Source organism: Stenotrophomonas sp. YJH_SMC_58 (genome assembly GCF_059369635.1).
The window spans coordinates 1-17357 of sequence record NZ_JCAFSW010000018.1 but is presented as its reverse complement, the minus strand read 5'-3'; the positions used below and the strand labels follow the sequence as shown (position 1 = coordinate 17357).

At 66.8% G+C, this 17357-nt stretch carries 17 protein-coding genes; 3 read left to right on the top strand and 14 right to left on the bottom strand.

Translation table 11 applies throughout. From position 1 onward, the window contains the following. Window positions 1-212: 212 nt before the first annotated feature. Window positions 213-1037, bottom strand: coding sequence for an alpha/beta fold hydrolase (locus tag AC5P68_RS17620; RefSeq protein WP_049404147.1), 825 nt, complete (start codon window positions 1035-1037; stop codon window positions 213-215). Between the two features lie 186 nt (window positions 1038-1223). Between AC5P68_RS17620 and AC5P68_RS17615 the strand changes: the two genes are divergently transcribed. Continuing rightward, window positions 1224-1619 carry a hypothetical protein gene (locus AC5P68_RS17615; RefSeq protein ID WP_024958102.1) on the top strand — a complete coding sequence of 132 codons (396 nt, stop codon included), beginning with the start codon at window positions 1224-1226 and terminating at the stop codon, window positions 1617-1619. Between the two features lie 69 nt (window positions 1620-1688). Here the strand turns inward: AC5P68_RS17615 and AC5P68_RS17610 are convergent, their stop codons facing one another. The 13 genes from AC5P68_RS17610 to AC5P68_RS17550 form a co-directional block, all read right to left on the bottom strand. Next, window positions 1689-2399: a DUF2968 domain-containing protein gene (locus tag AC5P68_RS17610; protein WP_049404146.1), complete on the bottom strand. Its 711-nt coding sequence runs from the start codon at window positions 2397-2399 to the stop codon at window positions 1689-1691. 99 nt (window positions 2400-2498) lie between these two features. Further along, window positions 2499-4649 carry a TadG family pilus assembly protein gene (locus AC5P68_RS17605; protein WP_049404145.1) on the bottom strand — a complete coding sequence of 717 codons (2151 nt, stop codon included), beginning with the start codon at window positions 4647-4649 and terminating at the stop codon, window positions 2499-2501. Window positions 4650-4657: 8 nt separating this feature from the next. Beyond that, complete coding sequence (locus tag AC5P68_RS17600; RefSeq protein WP_111108734.1) at window positions 4658-5116, bottom strand: DUF3613 domain-containing protein; 459 nt, start codon at window positions 5114-5116, stop codon at window positions 4658-4660. Continuing rightward, window positions 5113-6003 (bottom strand): tetratricopeptide repeat protein, encoded by an 891-nt coding sequence (locus AC5P68_RS17595; protein WP_049404151.1) that lies wholly within the window; start codon window positions 6001-6003, stop codon window positions 5113-5115. Before AC5P68_RS17595 ends, AC5P68_RS17600 begins: the two co-directional genes overlap by 4 nt. Continuing rightward, a complete protein-coding gene (locus AC5P68_RS17590; protein ID WP_088470604.1) occupies window positions 6003-6938 on the bottom strand; it encodes a type II secretion system F family protein in 936 nt (311 codons plus the stop codon). The genes AC5P68_RS17595 and AC5P68_RS17590 overlap by 1 nt, the downstream gene beginning before the upstream one ends. A 28-nt stretch (window positions 6939-6966) precedes the next feature. Then, window positions 6967-7923 (bottom strand): type II secretion system F family protein, encoded by a 957-nt coding sequence (locus AC5P68_RS17585; RefSeq protein WP_043035231.1) that lies wholly within the window; start codon window positions 7921-7923, stop codon window positions 6967-6969. A 2-nt stretch (window positions 7924-7925) separates the two neighbouring features. Further along, window positions 7926-9275 (bottom strand): TadA family conjugal transfer-associated ATPase, encoded by a 1350-nt coding sequence (locus AC5P68_RS17580; protein ID WP_005413742.1) that lies wholly within the window; start codon window positions 9273-9275, stop codon window positions 7926-7928. Next, a complete protein-coding gene (locus AC5P68_RS17575) occupies window positions 9260-10516 on the bottom strand; it encodes a CpaE/TadZ family protein (RefSeq protein ID WP_111108733.1) in 1257 nt (418 codons plus the stop codon). The genes AC5P68_RS17580 and AC5P68_RS17575 overlap by 16 nt, the downstream gene beginning before the upstream one ends. A 27-nt stretch (window positions 10517-10543) precedes the next feature. Further along, window positions 10544-11899 carry a type II and III secretion system protein family protein gene (locus AC5P68_RS17570; RefSeq protein ID WP_111108732.1) on the bottom strand — a complete coding sequence of 452 codons (1356 nt, stop codon included), beginning with the start codon at window positions 11897-11899 and terminating at the stop codon, window positions 10544-10546. Window positions 11900-11917: 18 nt separating this feature from the next. Beyond that, window positions 11918-12955: a Flp pilus assembly protein CpaB gene (gene cpaB / locus AC5P68_RS17565; RefSeq protein WP_111108731.1), complete on the bottom strand. Its 1038-nt coding sequence runs from the start codon at window positions 12953-12955 to the stop codon at window positions 11918-11920. Between the two features lie 23 nt (window positions 12956-12978). Further along, complete coding sequence (locus AC5P68_RS17560) at window positions 12979-13455, bottom strand: TadE/TadG family type IV pilus assembly protein (protein ID WP_111108730.1); 477 nt, start codon at window positions 13453-13455, stop codon at window positions 12979-12981. Next, complete coding sequence (locus AC5P68_RS17555; RefSeq protein ID WP_088470602.1) at window positions 13452-13997, bottom strand: A24 family peptidase; 546 nt, start codon at window positions 13995-13997, stop codon at window positions 13452-13454. Before AC5P68_RS17555 ends, AC5P68_RS17560 begins: the two co-directional genes overlap by 4 nt. Window positions 13998-14085: 88 nt before the next feature. Further along, window positions 14086-14292 carry a Flp family type IVb pilin gene (locus AC5P68_RS17550; protein ID WP_043035237.1) on the bottom strand — a complete coding sequence of 69 codons (207 nt, stop codon included), beginning with the start codon at window positions 14290-14292 and terminating at the stop codon, window positions 14086-14088. A 694-nt stretch (window positions 14293-14986) separates the two neighbouring features. On the opposite strand from AC5P68_RS17550, the gene AC5P68_RS17545 reads away from it, so the two are divergent. Together AC5P68_RS17545 and AC5P68_RS17540 are read left to right on the top strand one after the other, a co-directional pair. Further along, window positions 14987-15967, top strand: a complete 981-nt coding sequence (locus AC5P68_RS17545) for an AraC family transcriptional regulator (RefSeq protein ID WP_005409990.1) — start codon at window positions 14987-14989, stop codon at window positions 15965-15967. A 235-nt stretch (window positions 15968-16202) separates the two neighbouring features. After that, window positions 16203-17357 (top strand): ESPR domain-containing protein (locus tag AC5P68_RS17540; RefSeq protein ID WP_495222160.1); only part of this gene is annotated, 1155 nt, incomplete at its 3' end.

The following is a 17357-nucleotide window of genomic DNA, read 5'->3' as shown; positions in this document are numbered from 1 at the left end:
TAGAGCCGGCCGCTGGCCGGCTGTGCGTGATCACGATGGATGATGGGGTTGCCGGCCAGCGGCCGGCACTACCGAAGCAGAGGCGTTTGACCCGCCGTTGGTAGAGCCGGCCGCTGGCCGGCTGCGCGTGATCACGATGGTGATCGGGTTGCCGGCCAGCGGCCGGCACTACCGAAGGGGCGGCGGCACCGGTGCGGCGCCGCCGCGGCACATCAGCTGCGCGCGAACGCGAGCAGGTCGGCGTTGAACTGGTCGGCGTGGGTGACGGTCAGGCCATGCGGCGCACCGACGTACACCTTCAGCTCGGCATTCTTGATGATCTGCGAGGACAGCTTCGCCGAGGCATCGAACGGGACGATCTGGTCGTCATCGCCGTGCACCACCAGCGCCGGCACGTCGATCTTCTTCAGGTCCTCGGTGTAGTCCACTTCCGAGAATTCGTGCACGCAGTCGTACTGGCCCTTGACGCCGCCGAGCATGCCCTGCAGCCAGAACGAATCACGCATGCCCTGGGTAACGGTATTGCCATCGCGGTTGGCACCGAAGAACGGTGCGGTCAGGTCCTTGAAGAACTGCGAGCGGTCACCGCCCGTGCCCTTGCGGATGCCGTCGAAGACGTCCAGCGGGGTACCGGCCGGATTGGCGTCGGTTTTCAGCATCAGCGGCGGCACGGCGCCGACCAGCACCACTTTTGACACGCGCTTGCTGCCGTGGCGGCCGATGTAGTGGGCCACTTCGCCGCCGCCGGTGGAATGACCGACCAGGATCGCGTCCTTCAGGTCCAGCGCCTCGATCACTGCGGCCAGGTCATCGGCGTAGGTGTCAATGTTGTTGCCATCCCAGGTCTGGCTCGAACGGCCGTGGCTGCGACGGTCGTGGGCGATCACGCGGAAGCCGTTCTGGCCCATGAACAGCATCTGCGGGTCCCAGGCATCGGACGACAGCGGCCAGCCGTGGGCGAACACGACCGGCTGGCCGGTACCCCAATCCTTGTAGAAAATGCGGGCGCCATCGGCGACGGTGACGTAATTGCTCATTGCGGGTTCCTTGGCGGAAGGGAGGGAAGGCACTGGCAGCGGTGCCGGTGCCTTCGGCAGTACATCGCAGTGCACATCGGACGGCTTGCACGGCTGTGCTGGATTGCCCGGACTGTGACGCGTATCGCTCTGGCATGAAGCGGCCACCGCACAGACGATGGCGGCAGCCTGGTCGAGGAGCCCGCGATGCCGAGAATGCGATGCAGCCCACTGTTGTGCCTGATGCTGGTCACGGCGGTTCATGCGCAGACCAACGTGTACAAATGCGTGGACGGGCCACATCCGGTCTATCAGCAGACACCCTGCCAGGGGCATGCGGAATGGCGCTGGGAGGTGCCCGAGGAGCAGTCGCTGTCACGCGGACCGGTGCCAAAGCCGGCCGGCGCGGGCAGCGCGGTGCCGGCGCGACCGCGCACCGTGCGCTCGGGGCGGCCGCAGGCCGCGCTGATACCCATCAGCACGGACCCCAGGGCCTGTGAGCGCGCACGACAGCGCCGCGGGGAGGTGCTGGCCAAGGCCAAGCGCCTGGACTTCGTACAGCGTCGGCAGCTCGATGACGCGGTGTACGACGCGTGCCGCTGAATCCGGTAATGATGGAAACGACAACGGCGCCCAAGGGCGCCGTCGTGCGGGACTACTGTGCGCTGGCCTTCAGCGCCCGTCGCTGGCGGCAGCCGGTGCCGGCGAGGGAACGCCTTCCGGCTTGGGCAGGCTCAGCTCCGGGTTGCCCTGTTCGGCCTGCAGGATCTGGATGCGGCGCTGCAGGGCATCCAGCTGGCTGTTGGTGCTCTGCACGTCGGTGCTGAGGCTGACTGCCTGCTGCTGCGCCTGCTGCAGGGCGGCGCTGACCTGGGCCGACTGCGCCTGCTGCTGTTCCATTTCCTGCTGCAGGGCGCGCAGGCGCTCCTCGTTGTAGGCCACCAGGCGCTCGGTGTAGCGCTTGCCGGCTTCCAGGCGGGTCGTATCGATGTAGACCTGCGCCAGCTGTTCCGATTGCTGGGCAAAGGTACGGTAGACGCGCTCGGCGTTGTCGACCGCATCGGTCTTGATCACCCGCCAGAAGTTCTTCTCCTGGAACAGGGCGACGTAGTAGGTCAGGGTGTTGGCGTTGAACAGCAGGCTGGCGCCATAGTTGCCGTTGTAGGTCGTGCGCAGCTCGGTCAGCTGGCGCGAATCCATCAGCTGCTTGAGCTCGTCAACGGTGTTGCGCACCACCGGCGCGCTGCGTGCGGCCGGCTCTGCTGCTTCGCGGTCGCCACGGGCAGCCATGGCCGCCGGTGCCACCAGCATCATGGCCACGGCCAGCAGTGCCGCGCCGCGCGCGTGCCGGGCGAAGACCGCGCCCCCTGAAGTTTCTCGCATGTCTAGACCATCCACGGATGAGTGTGGGTTGAGATGAAGGTGGTTCCCCGCCGGGAGTCTAGCATGGGCGCAGGCGCCGCCAAGGGCGCCGGTCACGGGTCAGTAGACCAGCTGCGCCGCGCTGCACTGGATGGACTGCACGTTGACGTCGGTGCGGCCCAGTTCCAGGCCCAGCACGCTGGCCAGCAGGTTGGTCAGCAGGGTGCCGACGCTGTTGAGCACCGGCCGCAGGGCGGCCAGGATCGGCTTGAGCAGCGTGCACAGCAGCCCGCTGCAGCTGATGCTGCCATCGGGATTGGTGACACCTGTCCCCCCTGCACCATCGAGGAAGCCGGCCGGCGCGGTCTGGATGTACGAGGCCAGGTTGTTGCGCACGCAGCCGTTGTAGTCGATCAGGTTGCCGAGCAGGCTGTCGCAGCGGTTGATCAGCAGGCCACCGACCAGCGAGCCGAGCAGGCCATCGAGCAGGCCCAGGCCCTGGCCGGTGACCGTGGTCCTGTAGCCGGTCCACACCGAACCGTCTTCCCAGCAGGTGGTCAAGCCCAGCAGGCAGGGCTTGGGGACGCCATTCTTCACCGTCCAGTTGCCCAGCGGGGCAAGGTTGCGTGCCGGGTCGCCATCGCGCAGCAACGGAATGACCTGATCGACGTTGTAGCGCCCGCCAGTGGGAAAGGCCGCCTGCAGGTAGCGGTCGGCCAGTGCCTTGGCAGTGTCGTTGGTGCTCATGCCCTGCTTGGGTGAGTTGAGCATGCCTGACAGCACGCGCAGCAGTTCATTGACCAGGTCCGACACCGCGTTGCCTACTGCCAGCGGGTTGATCCGGGTCGAGGCGGTCTCGCCGGCGGCCAGGGTCAGGTTCTGGGAGCCGGTCAGGGCGGGCAGGGTGATCCTGTCATTGATCAGGGGTTGTCCGAGTAGTCTCAGCAACTGCTCGTTCTTCAGGGTGGCGTCGCAGACATTGCTCCTGGAAAAGCGTTGCGCCGGGTCGACATTACCGACGCAGGCGCGCAGCACCGACGAATCGACCTGGATGGTGGCCTTGGGTGGACTGGCGCCGCACTGGATACCGGTCAGCGTGCCCATCGCGTTGGCGACATCGACATGCAGTGGCAGGTGCAGGCGCGTGCCGAGCAGGTTCAGCAACGGGCCCACCGCGAACAGGTTGTTGCTGTCCACGTCCACCATCAGCCGCACCTGCGCGTTGTACGCGCGTGTGCCGACGCCACCGATGGCGATCGAGGGCGGTTCCACCACGCCGGCCTGGATGTTGATGCCCAGCAGGTCCAGTCCCTTCACCGCAACGCCATTGCCGTCGTTGGCGATGGAGATGGCGGTACTGATCAGGTTGAGCACGTTGACCTTCGCTTCCAGCGCGCTGCCGATCGTGCCATCGGGCGAGACCACTTCGGCGAACAGACCGCCGCCACCGGACTGGCTGCCCAGCACGATGTTGAGCTTGTTGATGTCCAGCTGGGTGGCGACCAGATCGGACAGTGCACGCAGCTGTACGCCCACGGTGCTGTCGCGGCCGACCACGGTGGCGGTGGCATCGACCAGCTGTGCCAGCGAGACCTTGTTGACCGACAGCAGCCGGTTGAAGTCAGCCACGCTGAGGTTGGCGCTGACCGGGATGTTCAACGCCTTGAGCAGGCCCGACGGCGTGATGTTGGCCTGGGCGAGGCCGTCATAGGAGAGCACGGTGGCGTTGGTCACATCCAGGCCGACCAGGCGCAGGGTCGACAACAGTACCGAGTCGCCATTGGTGCGCAGCAGCTGCGAACCGACCGCGAATACTGCAGTGGGCTCCGAACGGCGGGCTACGGCCTCCACGCTGACGGTGGGCAGGCCGGTGTTCTGGCCGAAGAACGGCAGCACGCTGCGCTGCGCGACTACCTGCACGGCATTGCGCGGGTTGCTGGCATCGATGGTGGTGACGAAGCGGTTCGACGTGCTGCGTGTGGCGCTCCAGTTGCCGCAGCGGATCTGCACGGTGCCTGCAAACCTGTTCTGGGTGACCGCGCTCTGCCGCGCTGCACTGTTGTCGCTGTTGTCAGACGTGCACAGCTCCAGCCGTTGTGCACCGGCCAGTGCAGCGAGGTCCGCGACTTTCTGTGCGTCACGCTTGGCCCAGAACAGATAGCCGATCTCTACCAGGCCCAGCATGGCGAGCAGCGCCAGCATGACCAGCATCATGGTGACCGACATGCCGCCGCGTGGGCGGCCGAAACTGAACTGGCGTGGGCGTTTCATGGCCTACCTCAGCGTCCCGATGAGGATGATCCCTTGGACTTGGCGACATCGGTTTCAAAGAAGTCCGGGATCTCGTGTTCGAAGCTCTTCATGTAGCGGGCGTAGCTCAACGTGGCCTGGTCGCCGAGGATCGGCAGGCGTTGCCCGGCCTGCTGCCCTGATGCCTGCAGGCGGAACAGGTCGCGCGTGGTGTCGCCGATCCGGCTGCGGCCGGGTCGCGCGGCTGCAGCGTTGCCGTCGGTGGTGGCGACCGCTGCAGGCGCCGCCTGCGGCACCGGTGCCGGCGGGGTCGCCAGATCCACGGTGGCCAGTGACTCGGACTGCAGCGGCTGCGAAGGCGGCGCAGCGGGCGTGCTGCAGCCAAGCATCTGCCCGGTCAGGGGTTGCTGCTGCGCCTGCGCGCCGCCGGTCAACAGCAGGCAGGCCAGTGCAGGCAACAGGTGTCGGGTCAGGGGCATGGCGCTCATGGAGTGTTTCCGTTCGGCTGATCGGAGGTGCTGAAGCGTTCCAGCATCGAGGGCGGCAGGCGCTGCGGATCGCGCTCATCGCGGCTGTCGCGGCGTGGTTCCGCCGCCAGTCGCGTAGCGCCGGGCCGGTTGCTGCCGGCATCGCTGGCGGTAGCACGCGCAGGGGCCGGCACGACTGCGGCAGCTGCCGCGGCGGCCTGGCGCTGCTGCAGGCGGGCACGGATCTGCGCGGCCTGTTGCTGGATGCTGCGGCGGGTGTCCTCGTTGAGATTGGCCTGTCCGGCGAGGCGCTCTGCAGTGGTGGTGTCGCCACGCAGCACCGCCCACAGGGCGAGGTTGGCGGTGGCCTTGGGATTGCCTGGAGACAGCTCCAGCGCCTTGGCCAACGGTTCACGCGCCTGTTCGAACTGACCTGCACGCAGACGTGCATAGCCGAGATCGCCCAGGTAATCGGTGTTCAATGGCTGCAGCAGCGTGGCTCGGGCCAGTGCCTCCTCGCTGCCGCCATCATCGTCTCGGCGCGCGGCGATCAGGCCCAGGCCGTGTGCGGCTGCAGCGGCCTGCGGGCCACTGGAGAGCTCGCGGTACAGGGCGATGGCAGCGTCGGCCTGGCCGGTCTCGCGCAGGGCGTCGGCCTGCAGCAGGCGCAACGCCGGCGGGTCGCCATAGCGCTGGCGGAAGGCATCGACGTGGGCCAGCGAGGCATACCAGGCACCCTGCTGCTGCATGCGCCCGATCAGTTCCAGGTAGGCATTGCGGCTGTCCTGCGGCGCCGGTTCGGGCGCGGCCAGGCTGGGCGCGCGCAGGTACTTCGGCGTGGTCGACGCACAACCACTGGCGACGGCGGCAAGGGCGAGCAACAGGCAGGAGGTGCGCAGGGCAGGCATCAGGGCGATCCCATCTTGGACATGGTGGTGGCCAGCGCGACCAGCGCCGGTCCGGCAAGAACCAGCATCAGCGCTGGCAGCAGGGTCAGCATCATCACCACGGTCATTTTCACCGAGAGCTTGCCAACCTTTTCCTTCAGGGTGTTGCGGCGCTGTTCGCGCAACCGGATGCTGAACTGCCGCAGTGGTTCCTGCACTGCGCCGCCATGCGCGTGCACCTGCAGGATCAACTGCATCAGGCTGGTCAGGTCATCATCGGCGTAGACCTCGCTCAGCCGGCGCAGGGACTGCGCGCGCGTGCGGCCATGGGTGTACGCGACGTTGGCCTCCTGCAACTCGCCGCCAAGCACCGGCAACGCGTCGCGCAGCTTGTCGCCCAGCGTCTGCAGGCTCTGGTCCATGCTGAAGCCCACGCCCTGCAGCAGGCGCAGCAGGTCGATCAGCAGGGGCAGCTCGTTGTCGACGGCGCGCCGGCGCCGCTTCACCCACGAAGAGAGGATGAACTTCGGCAGCAGCAGGCCTGCCGCGAGCGCACCGATCACGACCATCATCCTGGCCAGCCCCTGGGCGCTGCTGAACGCCAGGGCCAGCATCAGCACCAGCACGCCCAGCAGCAGGCGCAGGCCAAGATAGATGGCGGTGCCACGACGTGTGTTCCAGCCCGCCAGGTCCAGCAGCAGCCGGTCTTCATTGGCCAGCAATGCAGATTCCAGGCGGCCGCCACTGAGCGCGCGCCCGAAGCGTTCCAGCCAACCCAGCGAATCACGGCGCGCGGCCTCCGTGTCGCGCGCCTCATCCCGCGGTTGCAGTGCGGTCTTCAAAGTGGCCGAAGTGCGCTGTTCGCGATGGCTGCGTACCCATCCGGCGATGCCCAGCAGGGCAACACCGGCGGCCAGAACCAGCAGCGACAGGGCAAACCAGGTGCTGGCACTCATCGGGCACCTCCGTGGCGGATCCGGGTGGTCATAGCGACTTGGCCAGGCGGTAGAGCAGGAAAGCGCCAAACAGCTCCAGCCCCAGCGCGATCAACAGGATCTTGTGACCCAGCGGATCGTGCAGCACCGGCTGGAAGAATTCGGGGCTCGATATGGCCATCAGCACCGCGCTGGCCGGTGGCAGCAGGCCGAGCACCCAGGCTGACATGCGCGTTTCCGACGTGGTCGCGGCCAGCTCCTGCTGGGCCTGCTCCAGGTCGCGCATGAAATCGCCCATGCGCTGTAGGATCTGATCGGAGCGTCCGCCGATGCGTACGCTGACACCGATCACGACGGACAGCACCTTGAGCACATCCATCCGGTAGGGCTGTGCCGCCAGGCTCAGGGCACGGTCCAGGTCCATGCCGCTGCGCGCGTAGCGCACGGTGGTGTCCAGCAGTCCGCGCAGCGGCGCGCTGGTCTGCATCGATGCCACCTGGAAGGCAGCCTGCAGGCTGTTGCCGAGCGCGGTCAGCCGCACCAGGTTGTCGAGGAAGTCGGGCAGCTGGTGCAGCAGCTGTGCGCGCAGTTTCGTGGTGCGGCGCATGACCCACAGCCAGCAGGCCAGCAGGTACAGCAGCAGGGTCAGGGGGAACATCCACGCCGTACCGAGCCTGAGCATGGCCACGACCGAAAGCACCAGTCCCGGCACCAGCATCATGATGGGCAGCTTCCAACCCGTCTGCAGGCCCGCACGTTGCAGCAGGCCGTCCAGCGGCAACACCCGGCGCCCGGCACTTGCCGGTCGCGCCGGGTCGTTAGCGGCGGCTACGGATGCCCCGGCCGGGGCTCCGCCACTGGCGCCTCCGCGAGCCAGCTGCTGCTCGGCGTGCTGTAGCGAAGCCTGGCGTTGCTCCCGGTTGCTGGCGGTGCCCCACAGCCATACCGCAAGCGCCAGCAGCACCGAGATGATGCTCAGTACACCCAGCAGCAGGCCCGTGCCCATGCTCAGAAGTCTCCGTACAACGATTCGCGCAACTGCTGCCGGAACGGCTCCAGCTTGTGCGAATGCGGGTGGAAGCCCAGTCCGATCCAGCGATCGATTTCCTTGCCGTTGCCATCGATCTGCAGTTCGTGACGGAACATTTCCTGGGTCGTGATCAGGTTGTCACTGACACCGGTGATTTCCGTGATCGAGACCAGCACGCGCCGGCCGCTGCCCAGCCGCGAGATCTGCACGATGAAGTCGATGGCGCTGGCGATCTGCCGGCGCAGGCTGTCCTCGCTGCCCTGGAATCCGGCGAACCCGGCCAGCATCTCGATGCGGTACAGGCAGTCGCGCGGAGAGTTGGCATGGATGGTCGCCATCGAGCCGTCATGGCCGGTGTTCATCGCCTGCAGCATTTCCAGTACCTCGGCGCCGCGCACCTCGCCGACCACGATACGGTCCGGGCGCATGCGCAGGCTGTTACGGACCAGGTCGCGGATGCTCACCGCGCCATGGCCTTCGGCGCCACCGATGCGGCTTTCCAGGCGGACCACGTGCGGGTGGTTGAGTGACAGTTCGGCGGTGTCCTCGACGGTGATCACGCGTTCGTTCGGCGGCACGTAGCTGGCCAGTGCGTTCAGCAGTGAAGTCTTGCCGGAACTGGTGCCGCCAGACACCAGGATGTTGCAGCGGCCCAGCACCATGGCCTTCAGCAGCGCTTGCATCGGCGCATCGAAGGTGCCCTTGGCCAGCAGCTCGTCGGGGGTGAACGGATCCTTGCGGAACTTGCGGATGGACACCATCGGGCCATCCACCGCCAGCGGCGAGATGATCGCGTTGAGGCGGCCGCCGTTGGGCAGGCGCGCATCGACCATCGGGTTGGAGTCGTCCAGTCGGCGGCCCAGCGGCGCGAGGATGCGGCGAAGGATGCGCAGCAGGTGGGTGTCGTCGGTGAAACGCTGGGTGGCGCGCTTGAGCTGTCCTCCCTGCGAGACATGCACATCCTTGAACCCATTGATCAGGATGTCCTCGATCGTCGGGTCGTGCAGCAGGTCGTCGAGCGGGCCGAAGCCGGTCAGCTCCTTGACCAGGCCTTCGGCCACCACCTGCATCTCCTCCTCGTTGATCGGGATGCGCCATTCCTGGATGAAGCCCACCGTCTGCACCTGCACCCAGCGGGCGATGGTGTCAGGGGCCCAGGAATCGATATCGATGCGCTCGTCCTCGATGCTGTTGAGCAGGTGCTCATGGGCGGCCGACAGCACCTTCTGGTACTGCTCGGTCTGCGCGAACGGCAGGTGGGCCGGGGCGCTGTCGGGCAGCACCGGGCGGGTGGCGGCATGCGGGAACGGGGTTACCTTGTCTTCCATTGCGATCCACCCAGGGCAAGGGAGAGTCTTTCCCGCAGGCCATGGGCCTGGACCGGGCAGGCAGCCGGATCCAGGCGCGATACAAGCGGGGCGAGGGCACGCAGGTAGGGGTCGCGCGGTGCGTCCTGCAGCAGCAGATGTCCCTGGCTGGCCGCCAGGCGCACGCGCGGGCGTTCGGGCAGCGTGGCCAGCAGTGGCACTTCGAATCGGCGTGCGATCTGGTCGGGACTCATGCCGCTGCTGTCGTCGTGGCGGTTGATCACCAGCTGCAGGCGCTTCTCCCGTTCGCGCTGGCCGGCCAGGTGCTTCAAGGCCTGGTCGAGCGATACCAGCGTGGCGATCGAAGCGTCCGTGACCAGCCAGATCTCGTCGGCCTGGTCCAGCAACAGCGGCGGTAGCTGCCGCAGCGGGCAGCCACCGGCATCGCACAGCACGCTGGCGAATACGTGGCGCAGGCGCTGCAGCAGCGCAGCCGGATCGGATGGCGGCACCGCATCGCTGCCGCTGGCGCGGTCCAGCAGCACCAGGCCGGTGTCATGGCGAGCCATCGCAGTGCGGGCGAGGGTGGCGTCGATGCGGCTGGCGTTGCGCAGCGCGTCTTCGTAATGGAAGCGGCTGTCCAGGTTGAGGTACAGCGCGAGGTCACCCGAAGGCTGGGCCAGCTCCATCAGCAGGCCATCCTGCTGCAGTGCCTCGCCCTGCGCCAGCGCACGGGTCTGCTGTGCCAGCACCGAAAGATGCGCGGCCAGCGTACTGGTGCCCACTCCGGCGCGCACGCCCAGCAGCACGATCAGGCGCGCCTTGTGCGCGTGCTGCGCGGCGGCAGCCGGTCGCGGCGCCAGGGCGCGGCGCAGCGCGGCCTCGATGCCGACGTTGTCGCTGTCCAGGTCCAGCACGTCGCGCAGGCCCGCCCGCAATGCAATGACGATGCCTTCCACCTGGCCGGTACTGGTGGCACCGACGGCAACCAACGCAAGATCCGGTTCGGTCTGTTGCAGTTGCTGCGCCAGCACGCTGGAGGCGGCGGCATGTTCAGGGCGGAAATCCAGCAGCACAAGGCTCTGCGGCCCGCGTTGCAGGTCCAGAGCGGAGGTCGGCGCGGTGCTGTCCTGCCAGTGCAGGGTAGTGGTCGGCGGCAGTTTGGCCGCCAGCCGGGGCAGCAGTTCGCGATCCATTCCGTACAGGACCAGATTCATCGGCGGTCCTTGCGGATGCAGCGGCTGGGCAGTGGCGTAGGGCATGGGCGTGGTATCGCAGGCATCATGGAATCAGCGTGAGAAGCCGGGTACCGGATCCTGGCTGATGGGACCCAGCAGCCAGGCGCCCCATTCGGGCATGTGCGGCTTGGCCTCGCGTTCGCCAGGCAACGGCAGCTCGGTGTTGCGCGCCAGCGGCTGCACCAGCCGCGGCGTGACGATGATCACCAGCTCCTTGTCCTGGCGCTTGTAGTCGAAGTTGCGGAAGAACGAGCCGATGATCGGCAGGTCGCCCAGCAGCGGGATCTTGCCGACGTTGGAGACGACATTGGAGCTGACCAGGCCGCCGATCACGAAGCTCTCGCCATCGCCCAGTTCGACCGTGGTGTCGGCACGGCGCGTGGTGATCGAGGGAATCTGCACGCCATTGAGGGCAATGGCGTTGCTGTAGTCCAGATCACTGGCTTCCGGTGCGACCTTCAGCGCGATGCGGTTGGGAGCCAGTACCGTTGGTGTCACCGTCAGGCCGATGCCGAACGGTTTATAGGTGATGGTGGTGGTGCCCAGGCCCTGCGGTTCCAGGATCGGCAGTTCGCCGCCAGCCAGGAAGCTGGCGCTCTGGCCGGATAATGCGACCAGGGTCGGTTCGGCCAGCACGCGCGCCATGCCGTTGCTCTGCAACAGGTCGACATCGGCGTTCCACAGGCCCTTGGTCGAGCCGAACACCAGCCGGAACGCCGAAGAAATGGGCGACTCGGCCTCGTTGCCGGAGTTGCCTTCCTTCATGCCCGGCAGGATGCCGGTGTTGCCCGGCAACTGGCCGCCCGGGCGGGCGAAGCCGTAGGCGAAGCTGCCATTGCGGTTCTGGAAGCTGATGCCGATCTGCTTCAATGCGGTCTTGTTGAACTCGACCACCTTGACCTCGACCTGCACCACGCCACCGCTGCTGACCGTCGACGCGTCGGCAAGCAGCCCGTCCTTGCCCAGCGCCATGGCCGCGGTCTTCTGTTCCTGCATGTGCGAGAGCACGCTATCGGTGCTTCCCTGCAGCAGGCCCTGGTTGTCCTGCTGGGTGAACACCAGCCCGTTGGAGCCTCCGTCTGCCGCGCCCTGCACGGCACTCTGCACCCGCACCTGCAGGCGTTGCGGCTCGGCCTGCTTGCGGTGCCACAGCAGGAGGGTCGTCGTACCCGGCGCTTTTCCGACCAGCAGGGCCTGGCGCTGCCCACGCAGCATCACGATGTCGGCGACGCCTGGGTCGGCGATGGCGACCCGTTCCAGATCGGCCGGAAGCGTCCACGGGCGCTGCTCACGCGCCTGCAACACGAGATCGTCTGCGGCCACGCTTGTTGCCGGAGCCAGCAGCACCAGCAGCAGGGCCAGCCAGCGCTGGCGGGGGGAGGGGCGTGGGCGGCGGCGTTCGGTCATGGATGCGCTCGATGCAGGTCAAAGGGAACCGCGGGGGGCGGAGCTGTCGCCACGGATGATCTCGATGCCCGACGCACGCGGTGCGCTGCGTCGAGCCGCCGGCGCATGCACCGGCGGCTGCGGGTTGCTGCGGGCTGCGCTGTTGCCGCGGCCGGCCAGGGCATCACCATCGATGCCGGCGAAGGCGTGGTTCTCCGGCCGCTGCAGTGCGAGCTGCTGTTCGGCATCGAGGCCACGCACGGGATCGATCACGCCACGCGCCTGTGGGAACAGTGCAAGGTCGGGTTGCCCCGTATCGGCCGGGTTGCGCAGGGCAAGGAACAGCTTTCCCTGCTGCGCACCCAGCAGCAGCCGGTTGGCATCGGCCACCGGCACTGCCAGCACCGCACTGCGTGCCGGCTGGGTGGCCTCGTTGCCCGAGCCATGATTGCTGCCATTGCCGGTGATGTCGGCGGCGCGGGGATCGTTGCGGGTATCGCCTTCGTTGCCGGCGACGGCATCGCTGGTGACCGGAGCGATGTCCTGTTGACCGTAGCTGAGTACGCGCAGCCGCGACAGCAGCAGGCGGGTCTGCGCGGCCTCTGCCGGACCGCTGGCGTTGGGCTGGGCATTGCGCAGGTTGAGGAAGACATCGACGAAATCACCCGGCAGGATGCGGTTTCCGGCGCCGACCAGTTCGTCCACCGGGACGGCCAGCGCGCGTTCGCCCGGACGCAGTTGCAGCGAGAATCCCTGTGCCAGAGCGCCGCTGCTGATGGCGGTGCCCTCGGCGATGTCCTGCACTGGTACCTTGCCGACCACGGCCGAGATGCTGGTGGCAGCACCGGCTACCGCCGTGGTCCTCTGCGCAAGGCGCACTCCATTGGCAGAGATCGGTTCGCCGGCCGGCAGTCGTGCCACCGCCTCTACCACGGTGATCGCCTGGGCTTCGCTCTGCGCGACCGGAGCAACCGTGGCCGGCGCGGCCTGCTTGCGCCCGATCATCAAGGCGATCACCGCCAGCAGCACGGCCAGCCCGATCAGGGCGACGGCAGCGATGCGGGTCAACTTGAGCATGGAACCGTCTCCTGTGCCGATGGTCAGTTGCCGCTGCCGAGGTCGAGCTGGGCGACCGCGACACTACGGATGGGGGCCTGCATCACCCACTTGTAAAGCGTGGCGGTGCCCGGCAGGAAGGGATGGCTGGCGTAGTCGTAGCTGACGGTCACCGTCATGCACTGGGCAGTGGCCAGGCCGGCGCAAGGTGCCTGCGCGGAGACAACGATTGCGTTGCTGCCGCCATTGCTGCAGTCGACACCCTGTCCAGAGAATTTCAACAGCCACTGCATCGAACTGCGGGCTGCTACGCAGGCTGCGGTACGCCGTTCATTGGGGCTGCCATAGCGCAACGACGCGCGAGCGCCCTCGGCCGAGGCCGTCGACAATGTCTGTTGCGCGGCCATGATCATCACGCCGGAGAACGTGAACAGCAGCAGTGGCAGCAGGCCCAGCATGAGCATCAGGGCAAATTCGATGCTGGCTGCACCGCGTTGACGCCGTGGATCGCGGATGTTCATGCCACACCTCCATAGACGCTTGCCAGGACCCAGCCGATGCCGGTGATGGCCAGGTACGCTGCGTAGGGAATGCCATGTCGTCCCTGGCGCGCGGCCTGCATGTCGCGCAGGGCGGGGTGCGATTGCCATTGGCTGCTGGCGCGGTTGACGTGCATCTGAAGGCCCGTGGGCAGCATCACGCCCAGGCGGCGGCCAACAATGATCACTGCCGCGTGCAGGCCGGCCGCGAGACTGGCCACCATCCAGATCGGCAGCAGGGCTTTCCAGCCCAGCATCAGCCCCAGTACCGCGAAGAACTTGACGTCACCGGCGCCCATCCAGCGGATGGCATAGAACGGCAGCAGGGCCACCAGGCCGAGCGCCGCGCCCGCTGCGTGGGCAAGCCACGGCTGGCGCGGCGTGCTGAACTGCCCCGCGATGATCAATGCGACGGCAATGATGGACGCAGACAACAGCCAGGCATTGGGCACCCGGCGGGCATACAGATCGCTGATCGCGATCCGCAGGCATACGCCGATGGCCAATAGTCCCAGCAACGTCATCGCACACTCCGTCGTCCGTCATTGGACAGCCTGCAGTTGCCACCGGCACATCCCAGCACTGCTGCAGGGATGTGCGATGCGCGCAGGCTCAGCCGCCACCGCCGGTCGCAGGTGCCGACCCGGAGGCCTTGGTGGCAAGGTCGGAGAGGTTCTTGAACAGCGTCTCGAAGAACCCCTTGATCTCCTTGTTGCCGACCGCGATCAGGATGCCGGCGATGACGGCGGCCAGCAGCCCGTACTCGAGCGCGGTGACGCCATCTTCTTCCTTCAGGAACTTGCGGATGGATGCGTTCATGGCCTTGTCTCCCTCTACTTGTTGTCTGCAGATGCAGGACACCTGTTGGGCGGTGGCCCGGCTCCGCCGGGATCGTCCGTGGGCCCCGCACATCCTGGCGGGGTGGCATGACGGGAATGACCCGCCGTGCTCATTCCTGGTGATCTGCCCCGGAGGAAATGCCGGCCGCAACGTCGCAACCACGCGGCGATGCGCCGGCGGTCGAACTGTTCTGCGATACGGTCGTGGTCATACGCTCCCCCAGGTGTGGTCGTTTTTGAAGCGACCGGATCACCGTGTCGTCGACTTTGCCTGAATGGCGGTTGGCTGCAACTGGAACCTATATGCAAATTCGGCAGAAACGCGGCAGCCCTTAAACTTTCAGGTTGTTTCTGTGACGCGTATCCTTTCGCTGGCAAAACGATTCATCGACGTGCAGATATTGTGATGGAGCCAGTGGTGCATGCGAATATCGTGCCACTGGCGACGACATTTTCTTCATCTCTGTATCTATTTTCTTCAATACGGAGTTCGGGTTTACCTTCGATGATTATCGGGCATACTCGCTCTCACGTTGCTGCTTTCAACCGGGTTGGTCGCGCGGCACCGGCCGAGGCCATCCCGGCAATGGCGAAGGTTCCTGGAGGAATGGTGTGGCCCTGTCAGGCAGTGGGGGCCGCAGCGAGTTGCGGATCAACGGGGGGACGACACTGTCATGGTCGATGGTGGGGTAGAAGACAGCGACGACAGCGGCCTGCGATCGATCGATCTGGCGACGCTGGGCGGCGTACTTCGCGTGTGCGATGTCGAACTGCTGCTGCTCGATGGCAACGGGCCGCGGGCGGCCTTCGCTTCGCGCGTGCATGAGGAAGCCCTGTTCTGCAGCATCAGTTGCGGTTTCCACTGCCGTGGCCGCTTCATGCTGCCACCCGACTGGGCGATGCTGGGGTATCTGCACGCCACCGATGAAACACTGAGCTGGTGCCACGGGGTGCCGCTTGCACCGGGGATGGCGCTGACGGTGATGCCCGAAGGCATCAGCGAGTTTACGCTCAGCCCCGGTACGCACATGACCCTGATGCTGGTGCCGGTCGCACGGGTGCAACGCAAGTTGACCGAACTGAGCCTGCGCAGCACACCGCCCGCGGGCCAGGCACTTTCACTGTTCAATCTGGCGAACGATTCGGCACCACTCGCCCATCATTATCAGCAGCTGCATCTTCAGCTCGGCCAGGGCGCTGGCCTGCAGCCGCAGGAAACCGAACGATTGCTGCACGAGCACGTGCAGGCCCTGCTCGGCGCAGGCGCCGCCGATCGGCCCGGTTGCAGCCGCGCCCGGCGCACGCATTATCTGATCGCGCAGCGGGCGGAGAACTTCATGCGGCTCAACCTGCGCCGCAATATCTACATGAACGAGATATGCGACGCGGCGGGTGTCAGCGAACGCGGCCTGCGCTATGCCTTCGAGGATCTGTTCGGAACTTCGCCCAACCGTTATCTTTCGATGCTGCGCCTGTGCGCTGCCTGCCGCAGCCTGTCCATGGCCGATTCCAGCCGCCGTTCGGTGAAGGCGATCGCCCTCAGCTGTGGCCTGTGGGACCTCTCCCGCTTTGCCGACAACTACCGCAAGGTTTTCGGCGAGCTGCCGCGCGATACGCTGATGCGCGCTCCCGCGCAGATCGGCCAGCCGGCCTGAATCAAGCGCCGCAAGGGTTTCGGGGTGGTTTCTGCCGGAATTGCCCATGTGCTTGCCGATATCGTTGCCGCTTCTGCATAGCCCGCTGCCGATTCCGGCCGTGGATTTGCCGGAATGTGCGATTGCCGTGCCGGAATGAAGTGCGCAGCCACCGTTGCAAACGCTGAAATGTCAGTCACCTGCCTAACGGCAAGTCCACTGACATTCAAGTTGTTCGCCTACGGGGGAAGTGCTCATGAATCGCATCTACCGGCGTGTATGGAACCGCCAGCTCAATGCTCTGGTTGTGGCCTCGGAACTGGCCACCGGCGACAGCGGCGGCAGCGCCGCGCGGGATCCGCGCGCCTTCCTGCTGATGCCCACCACGCTCGCCCTGGCACTGCTGTGCGTGCTGGCCAGTGGCCATGCGGGAGCATCCGAATCCAATCAGTCGCTGCGTGATCTGCAGGCTCTTGCAGCCAAGTACACCCAGCCGATGCCAGTCAAGGTCGATGCCGAGGTAGCCCTCGCGGCTGCCGCAAGCCAGGCCCAGAGCAGCCCGGCGATCAGCGCGGATGCGCGCGTCGGCCTGCAGTTGAGCACCGCGTCGCTGCCGGTGGTGCGTGACGTGCTGCCGGCCTCCGTGCAGGTCAAGCTGGCCGCGAACACGGCGCCGAAGCAGGTCGCCGTACCAAGGCTTGCCGCTGATGTCCGAGCGAATGCCAACATCGGTCTTGGCGGCGCGCAGGTGGCATCAATCGATACCGGTGCAAAGGCGGCCGCCGGCATCAGCGGCGCGTCGGCGGGCGCACTGCGGGGTCTGAAGGCGTCTGTGGATGGGGCGCTGGATTCGAAGCTGAAGGTGGCAGGCCACCAGATCGACGCCCAGGGCCAGGTAAAGGCGACGGCGGCGATCACGCTGCCCGCCAAGGAGGAACTGCCGGGAGAAGCCCACGATCGCGCGATCACCGCAGCATTCGATGCTGGTGCTGCCGGCAAGGTGCGCGTGCAGGCGCCGAATGGCCAGGAAGTGGTTGCCGATCGCAATCTGAAACTGGCAGGCCAGGCAACGGTTGCGGCGCAGAACAGCGCACTGGGTGTCGGTGGGCTGGTGGGTAGTGCGGTCGGCGCCGCAGGCAATGCAGTCGGTGGTGCGCTCAACGGCACCGTCGGTACGGTCGGCAGCGCGGTCGGTGGTGCCCTCAATGGCACGGTCGGCAGCGTCGGCGGCGCCGTTGGCGGCACGCTCAACAACACCGTGGGCGCCGTGGGCGGCGCACTGAACGGCGCCGTAGGCAGCGTCGGTGGTACGGTCGGTGGTGCGCTTAATGGCACGGTCGGCAGCGTGGGCGGTGCCGCGGGCGGCACGCTCAACAACACCGTGGGCGCCGTAGGCGGCGCACTGAACGGC

What these genes read in the sequence shown, in the direction of transcription:
- AC5P68_RS17575 (WP_111108733.1), bottom strand. Translation starts at nt 10,516, where the DNA reads ATGCCCTACGCCACTGCCCAGCCGCTGCATCCGCAAGGACCGCCGATG.
- AC5P68_RS17555 (WP_088470602.1), bottom strand. Translation starts at nt 13,997, where the DNA reads ATGACGTTGCTGGGACTATTGGCCATCGGCGTATGCCTGCGGATCGCG.
- AC5P68_RS17620 (WP_049404147.1), bottom strand. Translation starts at nt 1,037, where the DNA reads ATGAGCAATTACGTCACCGTCGCCGATGGCGCCCGCATTTTCTACAAG.
- AC5P68_RS17590 (WP_088470604.1), bottom strand. Translation starts at nt 6,938, where the DNA reads ATGAGTGCCAGCACCTGGTTTGCCCTGTCGCTGCTGGTTCTGGCCGCC.
- cpaB (WP_111108731.1), bottom strand. Translation starts at nt 12,955, where the DNA reads ATGCTCAAGTTGACCCGCATCGCTGCCGTCGCCCTGATCGGGCTGGCC.
- AC5P68_RS17605 (WP_049404145.1), bottom strand. Translation starts at nt 4,649, where the DNA reads ATGAAACGCCCACGCCAGTTCAGTTTCGGCCGCCCACGCGGCGGCATG.
- AC5P68_RS17615 (WP_024958102.1), top strand. Translation starts at nt 1,224, where the DNA reads ATGCCGAGAATGCGATGCAGCCCACTGTTGTGCCTGATGCTGGTCACG.
- AC5P68_RS17570 (WP_111108732.1), bottom strand. Translation starts at nt 11,899, where the DNA reads ATGACCGAACGCCGCCGCCCACGCCCCTCCCCCCGCCAGCGCTGGCTG.
- AC5P68_RS17610 (WP_049404146.1), bottom strand. Translation starts at nt 2,399, where the DNA reads ATGCGAGAAACTTCAGGGGGCGCGGTCTTCGCCCGGCACGCGCGCGGC.
- AC5P68_RS17600 (WP_111108734.1), bottom strand. Translation starts at nt 5,116, where the DNA reads ATGAGCGCCATGCCCCTGACCCGACACCTGTTGCCTGCACTGGCCTGC.
- AC5P68_RS17580 (WP_005413742.1), bottom strand. Translation starts at nt 9,275, where the DNA reads ATGGAAGACAAGGTAACCCCGTTCCCGCATGCCGCCACCCGCCCGGTG.
- AC5P68_RS17585 (WP_043035231.1), bottom strand. Translation starts at nt 7,923, where the DNA reads ATGGGCACGGGCCTGCTGCTGGGTGTACTGAGCATCATCTCGGTGCTG.
- AC5P68_RS17545 (WP_005409990.1), top strand. Translation starts at nt 14,987, where the DNA reads ATGGTCGATGGTGGGGTAGAAGACAGCGACGACAGCGGCCTGCGATCG.
- AC5P68_RS17560 (WP_111108730.1), bottom strand. Translation starts at nt 13,455, where the DNA reads ATGAACATCCGCGATCCACGGCGTCAACGCGGTGCAGCCAGCATCGAA.
- AC5P68_RS17595 (WP_049404151.1), bottom strand. Translation starts at nt 6,003, where the DNA reads ATGCCTGCCCTGCGCACCTCCTGCCTGTTGCTCGCCCTTGCCGCCGTC.
- AC5P68_RS17550 (WP_043035237.1), bottom strand. Translation starts at nt 14,292, where the DNA reads ATGAACGCATCCATCCGCAAGTTCCTGAAGGAAGAAGATGGCGTCACC.